Below are 23,493 nucleotides of genomic sequence, written 5' to 3'. Positions count from 1 at the left end.
GACTGCCGTCTACGGTCGACTCCAGGACCACGCCGGTGACGGCGTCGTCACCGAGGACGTCGACCACCTCGCTGTTCCAGACGAACTCGATCTTCTCGTTCGCGAACGCGCGCTCCTGCATGATCTTCGAGGCGCGCAGCTCGCCGCGGCGGTGGATCAGGGTGACCTTGGTGCCGAAGCGGGTGAGGAAGGTGGCCTCCTCGATGGCGGAGTCGCCGCCGCCGACGACCGCGATGTGCTGGTCGCGGAAGAAGAACCCGTCACAGGTGGCACACCACGAGACGCCGCGGCCGGAGAGCTCCTCCTCGCGGGGCAGGCCGAGCTTGCGGTAGCCCGATCCGGTGGCCAGGATGACGGCGCGGGCGGTGTAGGTGTCGGTGGCGGTCTTGACGATCTTGACGTCACCGGTCAGGTCGACCTCGACCACGTCGTCGGCGACCAGCTCGGCGCCGAACCGCTCGGCCTGGGCGCGCATCTCGTCCATCAGTGCCGGCCCCATGATGCCGTCGCGGAAGCCGGGGTAGTTCTCGACCTCGGTGGTGGTCATGAGCGCGCCGCCAGCCGTCACCGAACCCTCGAAGACAAGCGGGTTCAGCGAGGCACGCGCTGTGTACAAGGCCGCGGTGTAGCCCGCGGGGCCGGAGCCGATGACGATGACATTGCGCGGAGCGCCTTCGGGGTTGCGCGGAGCGCCGTCGAGGGTGCGGGGGTCGGACATGCTGCTCCTTCTTGGGGTACGCCTAGAGAACCGATCGTAGGCGAGCGGCATTCCCTGCGGGGACCGAGGCACGCCCTAGGGGTAGGGCAGCGTCAGGGACCGGCCGGCGACCTCGCTGCCGCAGAGGAACAGGTCCGCTACCTGGGTGTCGCCCTGCGGCCGGCGGTACACGATCCAGCCGGGGTCACCGGCGTACCGCACCGCCACATAGCGCCCGACACCCCAGTCTCCCGCGGTGCAGACGGCGGCGGCGCCGTCGCTCTGGCGGGTGTCGGAGTCGTTCAGGAAGGCGACCGACCCGTCGCGGATCGCTTCGGCGTCGGCGGCGAACGACTGGGGCCGTACCTTCGCGACCCGGTTCTTGCTCACCGTCACCTCGCCCTCACCAGTGGGCTCGCGGTCGGCGCCGGAGTCGGCGCCGGCGGCCGGAGGTTCCTCCGCCGACTCGGCGTCCGGCGCCTCGGCTGCGCCCTGCGAGTCCTCGGAGGCCGTCGTGCCCCCCGGCCCTCCGAGGACCTGGCTGCCGGCGACGCCCACGACCACCACCGCGGCCGCAGCCACCAACAACCTGGTCACCCGCCGCCGACGGGCGGCGAGCGAGACGACCGCCGCCTCCCGGGCGGGCTCGTCCGCGAGGCCGGCGAGCACCCGGTCGAGCCGGGCGACGACGTCGTCGGGCATCGGTTCGGTGTGCCGCGCGTCGGCCAGCAACTGGCGGACGCGGCTCTCCTCGTCGGGCGTGAGGTCACGGGTCGGGTCGGGCTGGTGCGGATCGGTCATCGGCGGCACACCTCCTCTCGGGTTCTGGTTCGGCACGCTGGTCCCGGCGGCTGCTGGGACGTCCAGGTCAGGTGGGCGCCGGCGGTCCGCGCGGTTCTGTGAGTGGGACGGGCGGGGAGGGTGCCGGGTTCCCCGGGGCGGAGTGGTCGCCGTCACGTCCGGGGGCCAGGACGTGGAGCAGCTCGGCCATCCGGGCCCGGCCGCGCGAGCACCGGGACTTCACGGTCCCTTCCGGGCAGTCGAGCATCTCGGCGGCCTCGGCGACGGAGTACCCCTCCATGTCGACGAGCACGAGCGCCGCGCGCTGCTCGGCCGGCAGCCGACGCAGCGCAGCGACCACCAGCCGGCGCCGCTCGTCGGCGAGCGTCTCGTCCTCGGGCAGGACCGGGCCGCTGGTGGCGAGGGAACCGCGGTCGCCGCGCTCGTCCAGGTCGTCGGGCAGCGCCTCGGCTCGACGTACCTTCGCCGCGCGCAGCCGGTCGAGGCAGGCGTTGACGACCACCCGGTGCAGCCAGGTCGTGACCTGCGCCTCCCCCCGGAACGAGCTCGCCCGGCGGTACGCCGCGATCAGTCCGTCCTGGAGACCGTCGGCCGCGTCCTCGGGGTTGCCCATGGTGCGCACCGCCACCGCCCACAGCCGGTCGCGATGCCGGGCGAAGAGCAGCCCGAACGCCTCGGCGTCGCCCTGCACGTGCGCCGCCAGCAGCTCGGCGTCGGTCCGATCCGTCACTCGCTGACCACGATCTCGGCGATCTCGCCGCGGTAGCCGCCGTCGACCTCGGGCAGCGCGGTCAGCCACACCACGAGGTACTGCCCGCTCGCCGGCTCGTCGAGCCGGGTCCGCACCCGCGTTCGCTCGAGGGTCACCTCCTCGACCGGCGAGAGGTCGGCGACCGTGCTGGGCTGGGTGTCGGTGAGGAAGTAGCTCACCGACGTCGGTGCTCCTCTGACGGTCAGGTCGATCTCGGACACCTCGTGCTCGCCCCCGAGGTCGATGGTGAGGCCGACCCCGGTCTTGAGACCGCCGGGACCGAACTGGTCGAAGTAGGTCTCGGTGCGCCACACGGTCTCGGGATCACCGTCGACCGCCAGCGCGGCGAGGTCGGGGTACTCCTCCGGTGGGTCGCCCTGCGGGTCGAAGTCCGACGCCGTGGTGCCGGTGATCGGCGTCAGGCTGCCGGCCGTCTCGGAGGGCTGATCGGACGGATCGGGCTCCGGTTCCGCGCCCAGCGGCGTCTTGCCCCGGCCGAGGTTGTAGGCCACCACGAGCGCGAGCAGCAGCAGCAGCGCGGCCGCGATCAGGAACGCGAGCCTCAACCACGAGCGGCCGGGCACCTCCTCGGCGTCGGGGTCGGCCTCGGTGACCGGGAGCACACCGCTGCCGGTGTTGGGTCCGGTCCGGTCCCACGGCCAGTAGTCGCCGGTCTGCGAGGCGGCCCCCGGCCGCGGCCGGCGGACGGGAGCGCCCTCGGGCGGCTCGGGAGCGAACAGCGGACGCTCGGGCGGGTCCTCGAACGCCGGCGGCGGCGGTGGCGGCTCCGAGCGCCGCTCGAGCCAGGAGACGTCGTCGGTCGCGTCGTCGAAGATCGGCATCCCGGCCTGGGTCGGGACGTCGGTCGGTGTCGTCGGGGCGCTGAGCGGGCCCTGGTCGGCGAGCAGCGACGGGTCGTCGGCCGGCTCGCTGCCGGTCTCGGGTGGGAGGAGCGGCGGGGGCTCGGCGCCGACCGCGGGTACGACGCGGGTCGGCTCCGTAGCCGGGTCCGCCGGCGGCTCGGGGCGCCGCTCGGGTACCGCGAGCACCCCGCCGCCGCGGATCCCGTTGAGCGGTGCGGGCTCGATCAGTCCGGTCGGGTCGCCGACGTAGTCGCGCAGCGCCTCTGCGATGCCGCGTGCGGTGTGGAGGTTGACGTCCCAGGCGGCGGGCGGGGCGGCGTACGGGTCGAGGACGTGGTCGCACAGGCTGTCGAGGAGACGGGGGATACCGGCCCGGACCTGTCGGGGCCGTAGCAAGCGGTCGTGGTCGCGGAGCGCCGGTGGCATCGCCGACGGCGACTGCCCGGCCCACTTGCCGGTGAGCAGGAAGTAGAGCAGCCCACCGATGTCGGTGACGTCCTCGGACAGCTCACCGGCCGGCAGGCCGTGGAGCGCGGCGTCGACACAGAAGCCGATCAGCCGGACCGAACCGGCCTGGTCGATCAGCACGTTCTCGGGGACCAGTCGCCCGTGCGGGATCCGTTTCGCGTGGGCCGCCGCCATCGACGAGGCGACCTCGGAGACCACCCACGCGGCGCGACGGGGTGGGAGCGGACCGTCGCCGGTGACCATGATGTCGAGCGAGGTGCCGGAGCCCCACTCGTTGACGACGTAGACCATGCCGTCACGGCGGTCGGCGTCCAGCACCCGCAGGATCCGCGGTTCGAGCACCGTGGCGGAGAGCCGCGCCGCCTCGGTGAGGCGCTCGGCGCGGGGGTCGTCCGCGGCGATGCAGTGGAGTGCGACCGGACGGTCGAGCACCCGGTCGTGGGCTCGCCAGAACCGGCCGTTCCCGCTCTCGCTGAGCAGGTCGTCCAGACGGTACCGGTCAGCGAGGACGTCGCCACGACTTGCGGACTGCGGCACGATCCTCCCTCGACGACTGGCTGCTTGAGGTCATGGTAGGTCGCAAACCCCCTAGCCCCGGGATCGGGAGGGGAGGCGTCGGGCCACCATGTCGAGCACCTGGGTGACCTCCTGCAGCCGGAACAGCCGGGCCAGGGCGAAGAAGGCGACGACGTCCACCGTCGCGACCGCGACACCACGCAGCAGCGAGACGCCGAGCGCCGGGTCCTCGCCGAGCCCGGCGAGCGACTGGGCGGCGCCGTACGCGAGGGCGGTCGACAGCAGCGCGACCAGGAGCAGGCGCACCAGGAACCGCATCATCGAGCGCAGCCCGAGACCGCCGAGGGTGCGGGCCAGCACCGCGGAGGAGACCGCTGCGCCGATGAGGTAGGCCGCCGCGTAGGCCAGCACCAGGGCCGGCGAGGTCTGCTTCGCTGTGGCCTCGCGCACCAGCAGCAGGGCGGCCGCGATGTTCGTGACCGAGATGACGCACTGGATCCAGAAGACGGTGCGGGTCTGCTCGAGGGCGTAGAACCCGCGCAACATCAGGTAGTGAACCGTGAAGAACACCAGGCCGATCCCGAACAGCGCCAGGGTCGGAGCGAAGTTCTGGTAGGTATCGCGCCCGGCGCCGTACCCCCAGATCACGTGGGCGGCGTCGCGGGACACGATCGGGAGCAGCAGGGCGAACGGCACGACGACCGACAGCGCGCTGCGCAGCGCGACCATCAAGGTGTCTGCGAGCGCGGATCGGTCGTCGTCGGCGGCGAGCGCGGAGAGTCGTGGGAGCACGGCGGTCGCCAGGGACACCGTGATGATCGAGTGCGGCACCATCACGATCAGGAACGCGAACGAGTAGACGGTGTAGCCGGTGGCTGCCTGGTCCCCTGCGCTCCGTGCAGCCTCGGCCGGGCCACTCGACGCGAGGTTGACCACGACGGTGTAGGCGATCTGGTTGACGATCACGAACCCGACCGTCCAGGCACCCAGCCGCAGCGTGTGCCCGAGGCCGGTGCCGCGCAGGTCGAACCGCGGCCGGTAGGAGAACCCGACCCGTCTCAGGTACGGCAGCAGCACGAGGAGCTGCGCGGCGATGCCCACGGTCGAGCCGAGTCCGAGCAGCATCTCCTGGCCCGGGCTGAACGCTGCGCTCTGCTCGGCACCCGTCGCCGGGCCGAACACGAAGAGGTACGTCGCCAGCACCGCGACCGAGATCACGTTGTTGGCGATCGGGGCCCACATCATCGGCCCGAACAGGCCGCGAGCGTTCAGGATCTGCCCGGCCAGGACGAACATCCCGTAGAAGAACACCTGCGGCAGGCACCACCGGGCGAAGTTGATCGCGGAGGCACGCTGTTCCGCGAGCTCGGGATCGTCGAACGGCGCTCCGAGGAAGAGCTCCATCACCCACGGTGCGGCGACCACCAGCGCCACCGTGACGATCCCGAGGAAGAGCGCGGCGGCGGTGACGATCCGGTTGGTGTAGGCCTCCCCGGCGTCGGCGTCGTGCTTCATCGTGCGCACCAGCTGCGGCACGAGCACGGCGTTGAAGATGCCGCCGGCCAGCAGGATGTAGAGCATGTTCGGCACGGTGTTCGCGACGTTGAACAGCTCGGCGTGCAGCCCGCTGCCGAGCGCTGCGACGAGCATCGCGGACCGGACGAAGCCGCTGAGCCGCGACACGGTGGTGCCGGCCGCCATCACCGCGCTCGAGGAGAGGATCCCGGCCCGGACGTCGCTCATGCGCGTTCACTCCGGACCCGGCGTACGACGCGGATCGCGATCGCGACGAACAGCAGCCCGACCCCCACGCCGAGGATCAGCCAGATCACCTGGCTGACCTCCGCAGACCGGATCGCGACCCGCCGCACCGTCCCGAGTGGATTGCCGTTCTCGTCGGTGACGCGGATCCGCACGTAGTGCACCCCCGGGCTGTCGGCGACGGCGTTGAGCAGCACGGTCTGTCGACTGCCGGCCGCGAGCTCGACCGGCCCGGAGTTCTCGACGGAGACCTCGCCGAGGCTGTCAGCCTCCAGCATCACCCGGATCGGGTGGTCGAGCCGGTTGGTGACGAGAGTGGGGAAGCTGCCGGTGCTGCTGGACAGGGTCACGCCCCGCGGTGCCCGGACCCGGATCCGCCGCAGTCGCCTCTCGATCCAGCTGACCGCCTGCAGCGTCTCGCTCCGCGAGGCCAGGGCCCGCTGACGCTTCGCGACAGAAAGCGAGGTGAGCGCCTCGTCGAAGGTCTGGGAGGCGACCAGGTCGTTGCGTGGCAGCACGTTGTCGAGCAGCCGGCCCGCCGAGATCAGCTCACGGGCCGCCTCGAAGTTCTCCGGGTCGAGCTGGGTGAGCTCCTGCTCCACCGGGTAGGCGAGGTCCTCGGGGGTGATCTCAGGCCCGGTGCCGAGGTCGTCGGGCGTGGTGAGCTCGAGCCAGTCGGCGTCCAGGCCCGACCAGAAGCTGGAGGGGTTGTCGGGCTGCCAGTCCTCGGGAAGCAGGACCAGCAGCGGAGTCCGGTCGTGGTAGAGCAGCCGCACCGCCGCCTCCGCCAGCAGCCGTTGCCGGACCGCGATCTCCGACAGCGGGTCGTCCGGCCCCGGGCCGCCCCGCACGACCGCGCTGGAGGAGAACACGACCTCCTGGTCGTCGACGCGAGCGGTCGTGACCGGCTCCTCGCGGGGAAGCGCGGCGTCACTCAGCAGCACCTGCTCGCCCTCGCCGAACATGACGAACGAGTCCGGCGACAGGAAGCCGTCTGCGCCGGCGACCGCCGGCTCGGTGACGATCTCGAGCCGGTCCATGACCGTGCCGACCCGGCTGACCGCGAGCCCGTAGAAGTCGGGCGCCTCGGCCGCCGCCGCCGCGACGTCCTGGTCGCCGTAGGGCAGCGCCAGCACCTCGTCGCCTCCGACAGCGTCCTCGAACCGGTCGAGCCAGGCAGCACCTGGCTCGGTGGCCGGGTTGACCGGGACCTCCGGGTCGGCCGGCGCCTCCGGGTCCGTGGGCTCCTCGTCCCCCGAGCCCGACGGCGATGCGGTATCACCGGGGTCACCGGACTCGCCGCCCTCCCCGTCCTCCTCGCCGTCGACCGGTGGCAGCGTGTCGGCGAGGGTTCGCGGCAGGTTCCCGGCGACCAGCCGAGCGACTGCGTCGGGGACGGCAGGGTCCACCAGCCACGTCACCGGTTTCGAGCCGGCGGCTGCGCCGAGCTCCACCAGTGAGCGCAACCGACCGTCGTCGTCGAGGTCGGCCGCCCAGCCGGCGACTCCCCTGATCCGCCCGCCGGGCGTGTGCCGGATCGCCCGACGGATCGGGATCACGATCGAGGTGCGCTCCGTGCCGGGCGTCTGCGGCGGCACCAGTGAGATGAACGTGCGGGCGCGACCGTCGGTGAACGTGTCGGGGTCGGCGGCACTGTCGGTTCCCAGGGCATGTGCGCCGAACCAGTAGGCGCCCGGTTCCTGCGCGGGCAGCTGGCCGCGTCGAACGCTGACCGTGAAGGTCTTGGACTCGCCGGGCGCCAGCCGACCGAGCTCGTCGAACGTGTCCGGCAGCAGGATCCGCTCGCCGACCACGGCGTCGACCGGGGTCTCCACGGCCGCGTCGAGCTCGGCGGCCGATCGCATCGGCGTGTCACCCATGAAGGCGTAGACGCGGATCGCCCGCCACGGCTTCTCCGAGGTGTTGGTGACGGTGCCGGTGAGCGTGACCGTGCCCCGGTCGGGGACGTACGACGGAGTGAGCGAGCTGATCTCGACCTGCAGCGGTTGCCCCGCGGCCGCGGCGGAGGGCGCGGTCGGGGCCGCCGGTGCTGCCGCGTGGGATGGCATCGGGACGGCCAGGAGACCGCCCACGACCGTCGCCCCGGCCGCCGCGAGGGCAGGGAGAAGCGAGCAGCGGCGAGGCACGCGCCGACTCTATCCGGGCGTGCGGCCACGACCGGGACGGCCGCGAGGCGTCGCGACGACCGAGTCATCTAGAGTCTCTGGGCGTGTCCGAGCCCGCCGCGTCCGCGTGGAACCTGCGCGACGCCCAGCGCTCCGTGGGTGACGAGCTCGACCGGCTCGACGGCGTCCTCGGCCCGCTCGGGGAGCGCTTTCGGTCGGCCGGGCACGAGCTCCACCTGGTCGGCGGCCCGGTCCGCGACGCACTGCTGGGCCGACCGGTCACCGATCTCGACCTGACCACGTCGGCGCGCCCGGAGGAGACCGAGCGGCTGGTCGCGGGCTGGGCGGAGGCGGTCTGGGACATCGGCCGCGCGTTCGGCACCATCGGGCTGCGTCGAGGTGACTGGCACCTCGAGATCACGACGTACCGCGCCGACTCCTACGACCCGAGCTCACGCAAGCCGGCGGTGGACTACGGCGACAGCCTCGAGGGCGACCTGTTGCGCCGGGACTTCACGGTCAACGCGATGGCGATCTCGATCCCGGACCGGGCCTTCACCGACCCGTTCGGCGGCATCGTGGACCTCGCCCACAGGAGACTGCGGACGCCGGGTCGACCGGAGGACAGCTTCTCCGACGACCCGTTGCGGATGATGCGGGCGGCCCGGTTCGCCGCCCAGCTCGGCTTCGAGGTGGCGCCCGAGGTGGTCGCCGCGATGACGGCGATGGCCGAGCGGATCGAGATCATCTCGGCCGAGCGGGTCCGCGACGAGCTGGTCAAGCTCGTCTGCGCGCCCCACCCGCGCCGCGGGCTGACGTTGCTGGTCGAGACCGGACTCGCCGGCCATGTCCTGCCCGAGCTCCCCGCGCTCGCCCTCGAGCGCGACGAGCACCACCGACACAAGGACGTCTACGAGCACACGCTGACCGTGCTGGAGCAGGCGATCGAGCAGGAGGGCCGGCTCGGCGCAGGCCCGGACTTCGTGGTCCGGTTCGCGGCGCTGATGCACGACGTGGGCAAGCCCCGCACCCGGCGGTTCCTCGCCGACGGCAGTGTCACGTTCCACCACCACGACGTCGTCGGCGCCAAGCTGACGCGGAAGCGGATGAAGTCGCTACGGTTCTCCGGCGGCACCATCGAGGCGGTCGCCACGCTGGTCGAGCTGCATCTGCGTTTCCACGGGTACGGCGAGGGTGAGTGGACCGACTCGGCCGTCCGCCGCTATGTCCGAGACGCCGGCGACCAGCTCGAGCGCCTCCACATCCTCACCCGCGCCGACTGCACCACCCGCAACCGGCGCAAGGCCGAGCGGCTGCGGCGGACCTACGACGACCTCGAGGAACGGATCGCCCGACTGTCCGAGGAGGAGGAGCTGGCCTCGATCCGGCCCGACCTCGACGGCAACGCGATCATGAAGATCCTCGGCATCCCTCCGGGACGTGACGTCGGTGCGGCGTACTCCTTCTTGCTGGAGCTGCGGATGGACGAGGGGCCGCTCGGCGAGGAGGAGGCGACCCGCCGGCTGCTCGCCTGGTGGGCGGACCGCGAGGACGCGTTCTAGCCGAGCCGATCAGTCACCCGTCGCCGGTGTCGCCGGCGTGACCGTTCTTCGCGTGCCAACGGGTCTCGGCCGGGCTCGGGTCGGTGTTCCCGGCACGGTCGGTGGCCCGTACGGCGAACGTGTGCCACCCGGGTGCCAGGTCCGAGTACACCTGGGCAACGCCGCAGGGGACGAAGGTCGCGCCGTCAAGGCTGCAGGAGAACGACGCATCCTCGTCCGCGCTGAACGAGAACTCCGCTGCGTCCGGTTCGGGATAGTCGGCGGACAGGGTCGAGCTCGGTGCCGTGTCGTCCTGGGCGGTCGTGAACGGTTCGGGCGTGGACGAATCAGGCGTGGACGGGCTCACGGACGACGTATTCGGCTCGGCGCCCAGCGGGCGCGTCACCTCGTCGAGCGGCGCCGGGACCGACGGGCCGGAATCGCTCGTGGGGGAGGGCGCCCGAGACTGCCCGGAAGCGGGCGCAGGCGACTCGTCGTCACTCGCGAGCGGGTCAGGGCTGTCGGACTCTGGAAGCGGCTCCGTCGGCAGCGGGGTGCCTGGTGCCGCAGCCGGGGCGGACGAGTCCGCCTGTGTGGACCCGGGTCCGCCCGTCAGCGATGCGACGCCGGCGTAGCCACCGATCCCCAGCGTCAACGCGATCACGAGGGACGGCAGGACCCGGGAGTCGAGGAGTGGACGTGGGGCTCGGTGTTGCATGGGGTCTCCGGGAGGTAGCTCACGGGCACCCCCCGTGGGTCCCTTCATTGCCCGTGATGAGCACGAAGCCCGCCACGCTAGCAAGAGGAGCCGGTCGACCCGAAATGTGCCGCCGAGGGAGGGCTCTCGCTCTGCACCCCGAGGTTGAGCGGAGCGTCCGCCAACGGGGGATCGTTGTTGCCGGGCTGTTGCTGTGCCCTGCCTCAACTGAGTCCGAGGACGTGTAGCGCCCGACATGGGCGCGCACTAATGTCCGAAGTCCACGCCGGGGGAGGCGGATGCTCATGGGGGTGGCCAAGGTCGCGTCCGCGTGTGCGATCACAGCGCTGGCGGCAGCCGGGCTGGTAGCGGTGAACACGCCCGCCGACGCTGCTGAGACGACACCCCTGCGGCTCGACTTCGTGTCCGCTGCCGCCGACGGCACGATCGTGGACACCTTCACCAACGGTGGATCCGCGGCCTTCACCATCGACGTGGCGGCGCGCGACGGAGGCGTGGTCCGGGTCTCGACCCAGGGAGCCTCACAGAGCGTCGACTTCCCCGACTACGACGGCTCGGCGCCCGCCGCGCGAGCCGCCATCCGGGTCCGCAATCCCGGCGCCAACGACGAGATGAGCCCGGGCGGAGGCAGGTTCGAGTTCGGTGCCGACTTCCGACTCGACCAGGTGTCGCAGGGTGGCACCAGCATCGATGGCGGGAACACCCTGCTGGAGCGCGGCCTCGGCAGCAGCCCCAGCCAGTTCCGGCTCGAGGTGACCGACGGGCGGGTCGGCTGCCGGATCAAGGGCGACCAGGGCGCGAGGCTCGTCCGCTCGTCGGTCACGATCGTCCCGCTGCAGTGGTACGGAGCGCGCTGTGCGCGTGACGGTGACACGGTCCGGGTGTCCGTCACGACCTACCACGCCGACGGCTCCACGAGCACGGTGATCAGCTCTGGTCAGAAGGCGACCGGCGATCTGGCGTTCCCGCGCGCCACGCCGCTGGCGATCGGGGCCAGGCTGAAGGCCGACGGGGCGCTGGTGCCCGGAGCGACCGACCAGCTCAACGGCCGCGTCGACAACGTGTTCCTGACCCTCGACGGCTCAGCCGACCCGCCGGATCCGCCGGATCCGCCGGCCGATGGCATCACCCTGGCCGCGGCCGGCGACCTGTGCGGTCAGTGCGGCGTGACAGCGAACCGGGTGAGCGCGATCGATCCTGACGTCGTGGTGACGGTCGGCGACCACGCCTACAACAACGGCCTGCTCTCCGAGTTCCGACAGAAGTACGGCGGCGGCACCGTTCCGGAGACCAGGTGGGGGCGGCCGTCGATCAAGAACATCACGCTGCCCGGGTATGGCAATCACGACTGCGTCGACTACCCGAGGAGCACCGGCGCCACCAAGCAGGGCTGTGACGGAGCAGTGGCGTACTTCGGGCCCGACTCCGACTTCGGCACGGACATCGCGGGCACGGCGGGCTCCTACTCGACCGTCGTGGGCGACTGGCTGGTGGTGCATCTCAACTCCGCGGGCGACCAAGGCTCGGGTGTCGCCACCGCGGGTGAGGTCGCAGAGCAGAACGCGGGCCTGCGCGACGTGCTGACGGCCGATGCCCACAGGTGCGAGGTCGTCGTCTGGCACCACCCCCGGTACAGCAGCGGCGACAACAGCCCCTTCCCGTTCGTGGACCCGTGGTTCAGGACCGCGCACGGCCTCGGAGTGGACGTGGTGCTGAGCGCCCACGACCGTGGATACGAACGGTTCGCACCGCTGGACGCCAACGGCCGGCCCGTGGCGAGCGGCCTGCGTCAGTTCGTGGTGGGCACCGGTGGGGCCAGCCTCCACGACTTCCCGCGAGTGGATCCCGGCAGCCAGGCACAGGTCGAGAGCCACGGGGTTCTCACGATGCAGCTCCGGGCTACCGGGTATGACTGGGCGTTCCGGAATGCCGGGACCGGAGCCGTCCAGGACTCCGGGTCGAGCAGCTGCCGCTCCTGAGTCACCCCAGCAGCGACGCGCTGCGCGCCCGGCTCACCCTCCGGACGTCACTCGTCCCCGCGGATGAATGCTTCCACCCGGCGCCGGCCCTCGTCGTCGGGCAGCTGCACCGGCGGGCTCTTCATCAGGTACGACGAGGCCGAGATGATCGGTCCGCCGATGCCGCGGTCCTTGGCGATCTTCGCGGCCCGGATCGCGTCGATGATGATGCCGGCCGAGTTCGGCGAGTCCCAGACCTCGAGCTTGTACTCGAGGTTGAGCGGGGCGTCGCCGAAGGCGCGGCCCTCGAGGCGGACGTAGGCCCACTTGCGGTCGTCGAGCCACGCGACGTAGTCGGACGGGCCGATGTGCACGTTGCGGTCGTGGGTCTTGCCGGCGAGCTCGCCGGTGAGGTTCGAGGTGACGGCCTGGGTCTTGGAGACCTTCTTGGACTCCAGCCGCTCCCGCTCGAGCATGTTCTTGAAGTCCATGTTGCCGCCGACGTTGAGCTGGTAGGTGCGGTCGAGCACCACGCCCCGGTCCTCGAAGAGCTTGGCCAGCACCCGGTGGGTGATGGTCGCGCCCACCTGGCTCTTGATGTCGTCGCCGACGATCGGGACGCCGGCGTCCTCGAACTTCTTGGCCCAGACCGGGTCGGAGGCGATGAAGACGGGTAGCGCGTTGACGAACGCCACACCTGCGTCGATCGCGCACTGTGCGTAGAACTTGTCGGCCTCCTCCGAGCCCACCGGCAGGTAGGACACCATCACGTCGGCGCGGGTCTCGCGCAGCACGGCGACCACGTCGACCGGCTCGGCGGCGGACTCCTCGATCGTCTCCCGGTAGTACTTGCCGAGACCGTCGAGGGTGTGGCCGCGCTGGACCTCCACGCCGAGCGTAGGGACCTCGCTGATCTTGATGGTGTTGTTCTCGGAGGCGTTGATCGCCTCGGAGAGGTCCTTGCCGACCTTCTTGTCGTCGACGTCGAACGCCGCGACGAACTCGACGTCGGCGACGTGGTAGTCACCGAAGGACACGTGCATCAAGCCGGGAACGGTCCCGGTCGGATCAGCGTCCTTGTAGTACTCCACGCCCTGGATCAGGGACGTCGCGCAGTTGCCCACGCCGACGATTGCTACTCGTACCGCACCCATGCGAGCGATTCCTTCCTGGTCCTTCTCGGTTCCCGTCAGGCCTGCGACTGACCGGGGTTGGTGATCCCGGTGGCCTTCTGGTCACCGGTCCGTTCCGCGTTGATCAGCTCGGAGAGCCAGCGCACCTCGCGCTCGACCGACTCCACGCCGTGGCGCTGCAGCTCCGCGGCGTACCGGTCGACCTCCTGCTGGGTCATCGCCAGCTCCTTCTGGACACGCTCGAGCCGCTCCTGCAGCCGGCTGCGGCGCCCCTCGAGCACGCGCAGCCGGATCTCCATGTCGGTTCGGCCGAAGAAGGCGAAGCGGATGTCGAAGTTGTCGTCCTCCCACGCGGTGGGTCCGACCTCCGACATCAGCCGCTGGAACTCGGCGTCCCCGGCCTCGGTGAGCTGGTAGACGATCCGGGGCCGGCGACTGATGCTCCTCGGCGCGATCTCCTCGATCAGATCAGCGCGCAGCATCTTCTTCAACGCGGGGTAGAGGGAGCCGTAGGACAGCACTCGCCCCCAACCGAGCATCAGGTTGAGCCGCTTGCGCAGCTCGTACCCGTGCATGGGACCCTCGTGCAGCAGCCCGAGGACCGCCAGCTCGATGGTCTCTCCACGTCGTGCCATGCGATCTATCGTACCGATATATCCAGCCGCGTATCCACCGGGTATCCGCCGGTGTCGCACCGACCCGCGTCGCGACGGTTCGGGCTCTCACGCGTGGTTGCGTACCCTGATCCAGCGTCGATCCCTTCCCCCGACCGAAAGTCTCTGAAAGCACGTGAGTGGAAAACGCCGGGCCGCCGGCCCAGCTGTGAAGAAGAAGCCCACCCGGGCCTCGTCGACATCCGGCACACCAGGCAAGAACACCAAGAACGGCAAGCCCGGCACGAACGGCACGAACGGCAAGCCGTCGCGGAGCCGGTGGCGCCGCGCCGGGAAGTGGCTGCTGATCCTCGGGCTGATCGGCACCCTGCTCGCCGGCGGAGCGTTCGTGCTGTTGTACCAGACCATCGACATCCCGGACCCGAACGAGGACTTCGAGACCCAGACCTCCTTCGTGTATTACGCCGGCGGCAAGGAGCAGCTCGGCCAGTTCGCCACCCAGAACCGGGAGTCGATCCCGCTCGACGAGATGCCCGACACGGTCAAGGACGCCGTGGTGGCGGCCGAGAACCCCACGTTCTGGAACGACCGCGGGATCGACCCGAAGGGCATCATCCGCGCCGCCTTCAACAACGCGCAGGGTGGCAGCACCCAGGGCGCGTCCACCATCACCCAGCAGTACGTCAAGATCCTGTACCTGACCCAGGAGCAGTCCCTGAAGCGCAAGGTCAAGGAGGCGTTCATCTCCTTGAAGCTCCAGCGCGACGTGTCCAAGGAGCAGATCCTTGAGGGCTACCTCAACACCATCTACTTCGGCCGCGGCGCGTACGGCATCCAGGCGGCCTCGAAGGCGTACTTCGACGTCGAGGCCAAGGATCTCAGCCTCAAGCAGTCCGCGGTGCTCGCCAGCGTCGTCAACGACCCCAACGACCTCGACCCCGGCCAGGGCAAGCAGGCCCGTCAGGACCTCAAGGAGCGCTATGCCTACGTCCTCGACGCGATGGCCGAGGAAGGGATGATCTCCGCCGAGAAGGCCGAGCGGAGTGCCCGTCGGCTGCCGACGTTCCCAGAGCTCGAGCAGGAGAGTCAGTACGGCGGGCAGCGCGGTCACGTCCTGACGATGGTGCGGAAGGAGCTGCTCCGGCTCGGGTACAGCGAGGAGGAGATCGAGGGCGGTGGGCTGCGGGTCACCACGACGTTCACCCAGAAGGCGATGGACGCCGCGGTCCAGGGCGTCATGGAAGCTCGACCGGACGGGTTCGGCGACAAGCAGCTGCACATCGGGGCCGCCACGGTCGAGCCGGGCACTGGCGCGGTGCGCGGCATCTTCGGCGGCCAGGACTTCCTGGACTCCCAGATCAACTGGGCGGTCGCAGGCGGCCAGGCCGGCTCGACCATGAAGGCCGCCGCGCTGGTCGCCGCGATCGAGGAGGGGTACTCGCTCGAGGACACCTTCGAGGGGAACTCCCCGATCGAGCTCCCCGACGGCACCGAGATCGAGAACCAGGGTGACTCCGACTACGGCTCCTCGGTCTCGATGGTGACCGCGGCCGAGAACTCGATCAACACCGCCTTCATCGACATGACCATGGGCATGGACGACGGACCCGAGAAGATCGTCGACGCGGCCAACCGGCTGGGTATCCCGCCTGCGAAGGCACGCAAGAAGGCACCGGGCTTCCCCAACAGCTCCCCCGGCCTCGAGCCGATCACGGGCGTCGCGCTCGGCAACGCCACGGTGAGCCCCATCAACATGGCGAACGCGTACGCGACGCTGGCCAACGACGGCAAGGCGGCCGACCCCTACATCATCGAGAAGGTGGTCCTGCCCAACGGCGAGACCGACTACCAGCACAAGGTCAGCAGCGAACGCGCCGTCGACGCGGACATCAGCTCCGACGCCAGCTACGCGCTGCAACAGGTCGTGGAGTCCGGCTCCGGCACCGCCGCGCTCGAGCTCGGCTGGCCCGCGGCCGGGAAGACGGGCACCGCGACCAACGGCCTCGGCGAGGTGTCGTCGGCCTGGTTCGCCGGCTACACCCGTCAGCTGAGTACGGCCGTCATGTACGTCCGCGGCAAGGGCAATGAGCAGCTCCAGGGCTGGCTCCCGACGTACTTCGGCGGCGCCTACCCCGCAGAGACCTGGACCGCCATCATGCAGCGCGCGATGGAAGGGCTCCCCGTCGAGGAGTTCCCGGAGCCGGCCAACGTGGACGGCGACGCGCCCCAGGAGGGCCACGAGCCGTACACGCCGCCGCCGTCGCCGACGAAGCAGCCTCCGACGAAGACCCCGTCGCAGGAGCCGACGACCGAGGAGCCGACGGAGGAGCCGACGACCGAGGAGCCGCCTCCCTGCCCGCCCCTCAACCCGAACTGTGACGAGGACCCAGACCCGACTGAGAGCCCCACCGGCACCGCGCCGGCTCCAGCCAACCGGGAGCGGTACTACTGGTGAACCTGCCCCCGGGCGGGCACGTCCACCCGACCCAGGACGACGCGTTCCTCGCCTCGTTCAGCGAGGGGGTGGGGGGTCCGGTCGGGTCCCGCGCCGGCCGCCATCCCTGGTGGACGCCGGTCCGGGTGGTGCTCGCGCTGGCGACGATCTGCCTGGCCCTGGGGCTGGTGCAGAAGTCGAGCTGCTACCAGGCGTCGTGGCAGAACGGCGTGGAGCGCTACACGCACATGTGCTACTCCGACCTGCCGTACCAGTACACCGGGCGCGGCCTGGCTGAGCTCAGCTGGCCCTACAGCGACGACGAGGAGGTCCGGGCCCGCTACCCGGTGATGGAGTACCCGGCGGTGATCGCCTACTGGGCGTGGGGCACCGCTCACGTGACGCACTGGCTCAGCGGCTCACCGGACCTGTCGCCGCGGTACGCGACCCCGGCCGACCGCCTCGCCGGCCTCGAGGGGATCACCGACGAGGCGCGCCGTTACGTCGCCGTGAACGCCGTCGGCCTGGCCGGCCTGGCGCTCGTGGCGGTGTGGCTGCTGGCGGGGGTCCACCGGCACCGACCGTGGGACGCGGCTCTGGTCGCCGCGTCGCCCGCGTTGCTGCTGACGGCGTGGATCAACTGGGACCTCCTGGCGCTGGTGTTCGTCGCCGGAGCGCTGTGGGCCTGGTCGCGCGACCGACCGGTGCTGACGGGGGTGATGATCGGCCTCGGCACGGCTACCAAGCTGTACCCGCTGTTCCTGCTCGGAGCGCTGCTGGTGATCGGGATCCGCGAGCGCCGCCTGAAGGACGTGGCGGCGGCAGCCCTGTTCGCTCTGGTGGCGTGGGGGTTCGCCAACCTGCCCGGCTACGTGTCGGGACCGGACGAGTGGGCGCACTTCTGGACCTTCAACTCCGACCGTGGCGCCGACCTCGGGTCGCTGTGGCTGGTCATCGATCAGGCCTACGACGTGGGGTTCGACCCCGCGACGATCAACCTCTGGTCGTGGGGCCTGTTCGCCGTCTGGTGCCTCGGTGTCCTGGTGATCGGGCTGCGCGCCCCCGAGACACCCCGGTTCGCCCAGCTGGGGCTGTTGATCCTGATCGGGTTCCTCCTCCTCAACAAGGTCTACTCGCCGCAGTACGTCCTCTGGCTGCTGCCGCTCGCGGCGCTGGCCCGGCCGCGCTGGCGCGACCACCTGGTCTGGCAGGGCGGGGAGGTCTTCTACTTCGCGATGGTGTGGTTCTACCTGGGCGGCTTCCTCGACCCCTCCGGTGGTGGCGACGTCGGCTTCTACTGGGTCGCGATCCTGGTGCGGGCGCTCGCCGAGCTCTACCTGGTCGGGCTGGTCGTCCGCGACGTGCTGCGGCCCGAGCACGACCCGGTCCGGGCCCGGCCCCCGGGACCGCCTCAGTCGATGACGACCCGGTCGAACGTCGTGGCGGTGTAGCGCACGCGCACGTCGACCTCGTCGCCCACCTCTGGAACCCGGGCCCCGTCGGGGAGGAACAGCATCGAGGCCTGCATGTGCGGCGGCTCGCCGAAGAGCCGCTGCTTGCCGTCGATGCTGAACGGCGAACGGACGAACCCGACCGCGTCGAGCCCGCCCCGCGCCAGGGTGGCCGCACGCGCCTTCAGGCTGGTGTCCCCGGTAGGCGCCTCGAGGCCGATCCCGTGGGCGGTGCCGCCACTGACGACGATCAGGTGGCCGTGCTTGGGGACGGAGCGACCGCGATAGCCGAACACGTCGCCGCGAGCGACCTCGTGGACGTCGAGCACGGTCGCGGTGACCCGCAGCGCACCGCGGTCACCGAGCCAGAGCGACGTGCCGATCCTCGGCCGGACCTCGAAGTCGGCGTACGACGCGCGGAGCCGGGCGAGCTCGTCGTCGGTGAGGTGGCTGACCCACAGCGTGCGGGTGCCGAGGTCGGCCGCCACCACGTGCGTGACCAGCCGGCGCACCTCGCTGAGATGGGAGCCGTGGCCGAGCGGGAGGTGGATCGCGATGCCGAGGAGACGCGGTCGCTCGAGCCCGTCGAGGAACCGCGCGGCGGCCTCGAGCTCGCGGCGGTCCAGGCCGTGTCGCCGCATGCTGGTCTCGACCTCGAGCACGAACCGGGCGCGCGGCTGCTCGGTCAGCAGTGCGCGCACGTCCTCGACCCGGCTGAGGGTGTGGACGACCCGCTCCTGCAGAGCGGGATCGAGCTCGGTGGCGGCACCGAACGGTCGCCACGGCGTGAGCACGAGCAGGTCGCCGTCGAACCGCTGCGCAACCTGGGGCAGCTCGTCGTACGTGCCGACGGCAAGGGTGTCGGCGCCGTGCCCCCGGTCGTGCAGCCACTGCGCGCGTCGCGCCAGCCGCCCGAGCCCGAAGCCGTAGCCGTTGCCCTTGGCGACCGGCACCAGACCGGGGGTCCGCTCCGCGACCGCCGTGAGGTGGTCGCGCCAGCGGTCGCCGTCGACGGTGAGGGTCAGGCTCACGGTGCTCCCTTCCTGGGTCAGCCCCGACGCCGCATGTAGACGTCGAACGCCGTGTAGAGCGGGCGGTTGATCGGAAGGTCCCACTCCCCGGCGTACTCGACGGCCTCGCCGCCGGTGCCGACCTTGAACTGGATCAGCCCGACGTGCGGGTCGTCGGCGTCAAGGGTGTCGGTGATGCCGCGCAGGTCGTAGACCTCGGCGCCGGCCTCGAGCGCGTCCTGGATCATCGCCCACTGCACGGCGTTGGAGCCGCGGACGTCGCGCTTCTCGGTGGAGGACGCACCGTAGGAGTACCACGCGTGGGTTCCGACGCGGATCGCGATCGTCGCGGCCACCAGGTCACCGTCGTGGCGGGCGAACCACAGCCGGATCCGATCGGGGTCCTCGGCACCGAGGGCGTCGACCATGGTGCGGAAGTAGGAGAGCGGGCGCGGGGTGAAGCCGTCGCGTTCGGCAGTATGGACATACAGCCGGTGGAAGTCCTCGAGCTCGGCAGCCGTGACGGACGATCCGCTCGTGACGACCTCGACCCCCTCCTTGGCGGCCTGCTTGATGTTGCGTCGCCACAGCTGGTTCATGCCCTTGAGCACGTCGTCCTCGGTGCGTCCCTTGAGCGGGATCCAGAAGTTGTGGCGCGGTTGCCCCGCGGCGAAGCCGCCCTCGGCCAGCTGGGGTCGCCACCCGAGCTCCTGCAGCTGGGCGACGACTCGGGCCCCGGTCGCGCTCCGTTCCTGCGGCGGCAGGTCGTCGAGCCGACGTACGGCGTCGTCGGCGATGCCCTGCTTTACCTGGGCGGCGCTCCAGCGTCGGGTCACCACCGGCGGGCCGATCCTGACGCCGAACGCGCCCTGCCGCTTCAGATGGGCGACCATCGGGTCGAGCCAGGCGCCGAGCTCCTCGGTCTCCCAGTCGAGCACGGGGCCCTCGGGCAGGTAGGCGAGGTAGCGCCTCACCTTCGGCAGCTGTCGGTAGAGCACCAGGGCCGCGCCGACCACCGCTCCGTCGCGGACCCATCCGAGCGACTCGGCGCGCCACTCCGACTTCACGGCCGCCCACGCGGGCGTCTGGAGGAAGCTGACGGTGGTACGGGTCCGCACGAAGTCGAGGTGCTCCTCGGCGGTGAGCGCGCGGACTGAGATCACTCGGCGAGGCTATCGGGGTGCTGGTTTCCCCGCTCAGGCGGGGAAACCGTGACCTCGCGGGCGAAACGTCCCTCGCTGAGCGCCAGACTCGCCCAGCAGGTTCGCGCCTAGAGTGGCCCGGTGCCCGTGACCGCCTTCGGCCAGCTGACGATCAGGTACGACGATCGGGTGCTCACCCCGCGGGAGTGGACGGCCCGACAGTCGGAGTGGGCGGCGGCGCTGGCCGGTCAGGCGCCCGGGGGCGACATCCTCGAGCTGTGCAGCGGCGCCGGACACATCGGACTGCTGGCCCTGGCACTCGTGCACCAGGCCGACGACCAGCGCCGGCTGGTGTGCGTCGACGTCAACCCTGCGTCAGCCGAGCTCACGACGATCAACGCCGAGGCCGCCGGTCTCGCGCCGTTCGTCGAGGTGCGGGTCGCGGACCTGCTCGAGGCGGTGACGCCCGACGAGCGCTTTCCGCTGATCATCGCCGACCCACCCTGGGTGCTGCGGGCCGAGATCGGCCGGTACCCCGATGACCCGCTGCTGGCGATCGACGGTGGCGACGACGGGCTCGACGTGGCGCGGCGGTGCCTCGAGGTGATCGGCGGGCATCTGCCGCCCGGCGGGACCGGCGTGCTCCAGCTCGGCTACGCCGAGCAGGTGTCTGCGCTGGCGGGTGCGTTGGAGGCGAACCGACTCGAGGTGGTCGAGGTGCGTGCGGAGGAACGCGGCGTCCTGGTGCTCCTGCAGAACCGCTAGCGCGGCCGCCGTTCGTCCGGCAGCCGCTTGTGGGTGGCGTCACACCACGGCAGCGTCGCGGAGAGCTCACACCGGCACACCGCCACGACCGGTCGGTCCACCGGGTGCCGGGTGCCGTCGGCGTCGACCACATGGCGAGCGCCGCGCACCAGCATCGGCCCGCCCGGACAGAGCACGACGTCGGCGGCGGCTCGCTCCGTCACGCCGCCACCCCCCATCGATCGAGCAGCACCCGGGCGACCCGTGCCTCCTGGTCGAGGCAGGTGAAGGCACCGAAGAACACGTCCTCGAGCTGGCGAGGGTCCTCGGTGACCAGAGGCGAGACGATGTCGCGTACGGCGACCTGCTCGTGCACGGCGTCGGCGAGCACGTGCTCCTCGTAGTAGTCGATGACCGGCGGTGGGAATCCGAGCCGCTGCAGGCCGCGGACCAGCCGGCGCGAAGGCACTGAGCTGGTGCACTCGAAGGCCGCCAGATGCCCCATGGCCGCCCCTCGGAGTCTCCGGTGGAGGCCGAACATGGTGACCGCGTTGTTCAGCTCCAGCACCTCCAGCGGCACGTCGTCGACGTAGCCACGTTCGGGGTCGAGCCCCACCGAACGCATCGCCTCGGCGAACAGGTGGGAGTGCAGCCGCTCGGGGCGTCCGGCGCCGTACTCGTCGTAGAGGAGCTCGGCGAGCGCGGCCCGGGCCGGCCGAGGGAGCCTGGCGAGCACGAACGCCGACGGGTCGGTCTCCTTCAGGTGGTAGACCGACCGCCACCGGAGCAGCTCGAGAACCTGCTCGTCGGTGCCGTCGGTGTGGACGTGCCCGGCCAGGGACGGGCCGTCGTGAGTCTCGACGTACCCGAAGAACGCGGCGACCAGGTCGTCGGAGGGCTCGGGCGGGCCGGGGAAGCGGTCACGCAGCTGTGCCTCGAGCGCGGCCTCGAGCTCGAGTCGGAGGGTGACCAGCCCGATGTCCCATTCCAGGCCGTCGTCGACATCGGCGAAGCCGGAGTAGCTGAGCTCGTGCAGGATCCACAGCGACAGGGCGGCGTCCTCGTCGCTCTCGGCGAAGGACGCGTCGATCGGTCCGACCTGCTGCTGGCGCAGCACCTCGGCGACGCACGCGGAGAGCTTGCCGCGCGGAGACGGGATGTGCATGGCCCGGAGTACCCGGAACGACCCGGCTCATGCCGCTGCCGGCCCCTCCTTCGACCCGGCGTCACGCTCGAACGGCCGGGGGTTTCGAGGCTCGCTGCGCTCGCACCTCAACCACCGGCCGGGGCTCTTCTTGGACCGCGTCACGCTGCTCAGGACCCGACTGCTCGCTCCAGCCACTCGATGTCGGCGACGTGCTCCGCAGGCCCGCCGGGGGTCTCGAGCACGACCGGCGCGCCGGCCTCGCGGACGACCGATGCCAGCAGCTCCGGATCGACTTTGCCCGCCCCGAGGTTGGCATGGCGGTCGGCGCCCGACCCGGGCTCGTCACGGCTGTCGTTGCAGTGCACGAGGTCGATTCGGCCGGTGATCGCCCGTACGTCGTCGACCACGGTGGTGAGGTCGATGCCGCCGGCGTGGGCGTGGCAGGTGTCGAGGCAGAACCCCACCCGGTCAGCCTGCTCGCACCCCGAGATGGCGTCCCAGATCCGGCCGATCCGCTCGAGGTGGCGGGTCATCGCATTGTCGCCACCGGCGGTGTTCTCGATCAGCACCGGCAGCTTGAGGTCGACAGCGTCGACCGCCTTGCGCCAGTTGTCGAACCCGATCTCGGGATCGTCGGAGGCGTTGACGTGCCCGCCGTGGACGATCAGCCCCTGCGCGCCGATCTCCGCGGCCGCGTCCACGTGCTGCTGGAGGAGCTTGCGGCTGGGGATCCGGATCCGGTTGTTGGTCGTGGCGACGTTGACGATGTACGGCGCGTGGACGTAGAGGTCGATGCCGGCCTTGGTCGCGTCCTCTCGCAGCCCGGCTGCGCCAGCGGCGTACCGGAACTCGGGCCCCTTGTAGCCCTGCGGGTCGCCGAGGAAGAACTGCACCAGCGGGGCGTTGCGGGCGGCAGCCTCGGCGATCGGGTCGGTCTGGTCGACGTGGGCTCCGATGCGCATGGCACCACCCTAGGTCGGGGCACCGACGATTCCGGGTGCGCGGCCCGGCGCTGATAACCTCGCCTGCGTCGTTCGGTCCGAACCGCGCGACACCATCGCATCGCCCTCCTGCCACGGAGAGTCCGTGGCCGCTCTAGTCCAGAGGAGGTGGAGACCGCTGTGCGTGCTTATGAAGTCATGGTCATCCTCGACCCGAGTCTCGAAGAGAGGACCGTCGAGCCCTCGCTCGACAAGTACCTCAACGTGATCCGCAAGGACGGTGGCACCGTCGACAACGTCGACGTGTGGGGCCGCCGGCGCCTGGCGTACGAGATCCAGAAGAACGCCGAGGGGATCTACGCCGTCATCACCCTGAACGCCGAGCCCGACACGGTCAAGGAGTTCAACCGCCAGCTGGGTCTCAACGAGGCCGTGCTGCGCACGAAGGTGCTGCGTCCTACCGCCTGAGGGCTGTGGACGAGCACTTCCCCCTGTCGGTGGCTCAGGCTTTGATGGGCACCGACGTCCCGGCCGGCTCCCGGCCGGTCACCAGCGGCAACCACGAGGAGACCTGACATGGCAGGCGAGACCGTCATCACGGTGGTCGGCAACATCACCGACGACCCGGAGCTGCGCTTCACGCCGTCCGGGGCGGCGGTGGCCAACTTCACCGTGGC

General features: G+C 71.0%; 21 protein-coding genes. 7 read left to right on the top strand and 14 right to left on the bottom strand.

Translation table 11 applies throughout. The features are described from left to right. The 6 genes from VFZ39_RS10380 to VFZ39_RS10355 all read right to left on the bottom strand — a co-directional run. The coding region (locus VFZ39_RS10380) for an NAD(P)/FAD-dependent oxidoreductase (protein ID WP_330865671.1) at window positions 1–718 on the bottom strand (718 nt) is incomplete at its 3' end. 75 nt (window positions 719–793) lie between these two features. After that, entirely contained in the window at window positions 794–1,498 is a 705-nt protein-coding gene (locus VFZ39_RS10375) for a hypothetical protein (protein WP_330865670.1), read from the bottom strand. A gap of 67 nt (window positions 1,499–1,565) precedes the next feature. Next, window positions 1,566–2,228 (bottom strand): RNA polymerase sigma factor SigM, encoded by a 663-nt coding sequence (gene sigM / locus VFZ39_RS10370; protein WP_330865669.1) that lies wholly within the window; start codon window positions 2,226–2,228, stop codon window positions 1,566–1,568. Next, window positions 2,225–4,117, bottom strand: a complete 1,893-nt coding sequence (locus VFZ39_RS10365; protein ID WP_330865668.1) for a protein kinase family protein — start codon at window positions 4,115–4,117, stop codon at window positions 2,225–2,227. Before VFZ39_RS10365 ends, sigM begins: the two co-directional genes overlap by 4 nt. Window positions 4,118–4,168: 51 nt before the next feature. Then, complete coding sequence (gene murJ, locus VFZ39_RS10360) at window positions 4,169–5,839, bottom strand: murein biosynthesis integral membrane protein MurJ (protein ID WP_330865667.1); 1,671 nt, start codon at window positions 5,837–5,839, stop codon at window positions 4,169–4,171. After that, the gene (locus VFZ39_RS10355; protein ID WP_330865666.1) at window positions 5,836–8,004 is read right to left on the bottom strand and encodes a DUF6049 family protein; all 2,169 of its coding nucleotides are present in this window, start codon (window positions 8,002–8,004) and stop codon (window positions 5,836–5,838) included. Before VFZ39_RS10355 ends, murJ begins: the two co-directional genes overlap by 4 nt. Before the next feature lie 113 nt (window positions 8,005–8,117). Here VFZ39_RS10355 and VFZ39_RS10350 point away from each other — a divergent pair, with 113 nt between their 5' ends. Then, window positions 8,118–9,545: a CCA tRNA nucleotidyltransferase gene (locus VFZ39_RS10350; protein ID WP_414690285.1), complete on the top strand. Its 1,428-nt coding sequence runs from the start codon at window positions 8,118–8,120 to the stop codon at window positions 9,543–9,545. A gap of 13 nt (window positions 9,546–9,558) precedes the next feature. Here the strand turns inward: VFZ39_RS10350 and VFZ39_RS10345 are convergent, their stop codons facing one another. Then, window positions 9,559–9,891, bottom strand: a complete 333-nt coding sequence (locus VFZ39_RS10345) for a hypothetical protein (protein WP_330865665.1) — start codon at window positions 9,889–9,891, stop codon at window positions 9,559–9,561. Window positions 9,892–10,526: 635 nt separating this feature from the next. Here VFZ39_RS10345 and VFZ39_RS10340 point away from each other — a divergent pair. Continuing rightward, window positions 10,527–12,221, top strand: coding sequence for a hypothetical protein (locus tag VFZ39_RS10340; protein WP_330865664.1), 1,695 nt, complete (start codon window positions 10,527–10,529; stop codon window positions 12,219–12,221). Between the two features lie 47 nt (window positions 12,222–12,268). Here VFZ39_RS10340 and VFZ39_RS10335 read toward each other — a convergent pair whose 3' ends face one another. Both VFZ39_RS10335 and VFZ39_RS10330 read right to left on the bottom strand, forming a co-directional pair. Beyond that, window positions 12,269–13,354 (bottom strand): inositol-3-phosphate synthase, encoded by a 1,086-nt coding sequence (locus tag VFZ39_RS10335; protein ID WP_330865663.1) that lies wholly within the window; start codon window positions 13,352–13,354, stop codon window positions 12,269–12,271. 35 nt (window positions 13,355–13,389) lie between these two features. Further along, complete coding sequence (locus tag VFZ39_RS10330; RefSeq protein ID WP_330865662.1) at window positions 13,390–13,968, bottom strand: PadR family transcriptional regulator; 579 nt, start codon at window positions 13,966–13,968, stop codon at window positions 13,390–13,392. A 154-nt stretch (window positions 13,969–14,122) separates the two neighbouring features. Here VFZ39_RS10330 and VFZ39_RS10325 point away from each other — a divergent pair, with 154 nt between their 5' ends. Beyond that, window positions 14,123–16,402 (top strand): transglycosylase domain-containing protein, encoded by a 2,280-nt coding sequence (locus VFZ39_RS10325; protein WP_330865661.1) that lies wholly within the window; start codon window positions 14,123–14,125, stop codon window positions 16,400–16,402. Continuing rightward, window positions 16,399–17,832: a glycosyltransferase family 87 protein gene (locus VFZ39_RS10320; RefSeq protein WP_330865660.1), complete on the top strand. Its 1,434-nt coding sequence runs from the start codon at window positions 16,399–16,401 to the stop codon at window positions 17,830–17,832. The genes VFZ39_RS10325 and VFZ39_RS10320 overlap by 4 nt, the downstream gene beginning before the upstream one ends. Here VFZ39_RS10320 and VFZ39_RS10315 read toward each other — a convergent pair. Further along, complete coding sequence (locus tag VFZ39_RS10315; protein WP_330865659.1) at window positions 17,793–18,863, bottom strand: alanine racemase; 1,071 nt, start codon at window positions 18,861–18,863, stop codon at window positions 17,793–17,795. The two genes, VFZ39_RS10320 and VFZ39_RS10315, sit on opposite strands and share 40 nt — an antisense overlap. A gap of 17 nt (window positions 18,864–18,880) precedes the next feature. Continuing rightward, entirely contained in the window at window positions 18,881–20,002 is a 1,122-nt protein-coding gene (locus tag VFZ39_RS10310; protein ID WP_330865673.1) for a lipid II:glycine glycyltransferase FemX, read from the bottom strand. A gap of 123 nt (window positions 20,003–20,125) precedes the next feature. Here VFZ39_RS10310 and VFZ39_RS10305 point away from each other — a divergent pair, with 123 nt between their 5' ends. Continuing rightward, window positions 20,126–20,749 (top strand): class I SAM-dependent methyltransferase, encoded by a 624-nt coding sequence (locus VFZ39_RS10305; RefSeq protein ID WP_330865658.1) that lies wholly within the window; start codon window positions 20,126–20,128, stop codon window positions 20,747–20,749. Here the strand turns inward: VFZ39_RS10305 and VFZ39_RS10300 are convergent. The 3 genes from VFZ39_RS10300 to VFZ39_RS10290 all read right to left on the bottom strand — a co-directional run bounded on the left by VFZ39_RS10300 (window position 20,746) and on the right by VFZ39_RS10290 (window position 22,837). Then, the gene (locus VFZ39_RS10300) at window positions 20,746–20,952 is read right to left on the bottom strand and encodes a CDGSH iron-sulfur domain-containing protein (protein WP_330865657.1); all 207 of its coding nucleotides are present in this window, start codon (window positions 20,950–20,952) and stop codon (window positions 20,746–20,748) included. The two genes, VFZ39_RS10305 and VFZ39_RS10300, sit on opposite strands and share 4 nt — an antisense overlap. After that, window positions 20,949–21,893 (bottom strand): iron-containing redox enzyme family protein, encoded by a 945-nt coding sequence (locus VFZ39_RS10295; protein WP_330865656.1) that lies wholly within the window; start codon window positions 21,891–21,893, stop codon window positions 20,949–20,951. The genes VFZ39_RS10300 and VFZ39_RS10295 overlap by 4 nt, the downstream gene beginning before the upstream one ends. 149 nt (window positions 21,894–22,042) lie before the next feature. Then, the gene (locus VFZ39_RS10290) at window positions 22,043–22,837 is read right to left on the bottom strand and encodes a deoxyribonuclease IV (RefSeq protein ID WP_330865655.1); all 795 of its coding nucleotides are present in this window, start codon (window positions 22,835–22,837) and stop codon (window positions 22,043–22,045) included. A gap of 159 nt (window positions 22,838–22,996) precedes the next feature. Here VFZ39_RS10290 and rpsF point away from each other — a divergent pair, with 159 nt between their 5' ends. Continuing rightward, on the top strand, window positions 22,997–23,284 hold the full coding sequence (gene rpsF / locus VFZ39_RS10285) for a 30S ribosomal protein S6 (RefSeq protein ID WP_330865654.1): 288 nt from the start codon (window positions 22,997–22,999) through the stop codon (window positions 23,282–23,284). Window positions 23,285–23,392: 108 nt separating this feature from the next. After that, window positions 23,393–23,493 (top strand): single-stranded DNA-binding protein (locus VFZ39_RS10280; RefSeq protein WP_330865672.1); only part of this gene is annotated, 101 nt, incomplete at its 3' end.

Source organism: Nocardioides sp. (assembly GCF_036374615.1).
Classification (GTDB): domain Bacteria; phylum Actinomycetota; class Actinomycetes; order Propionibacteriales; family Nocardioidaceae; genus Nocardioides.
This window is presented reverse-complemented; position numbering and strand designations above follow the sequence as displayed.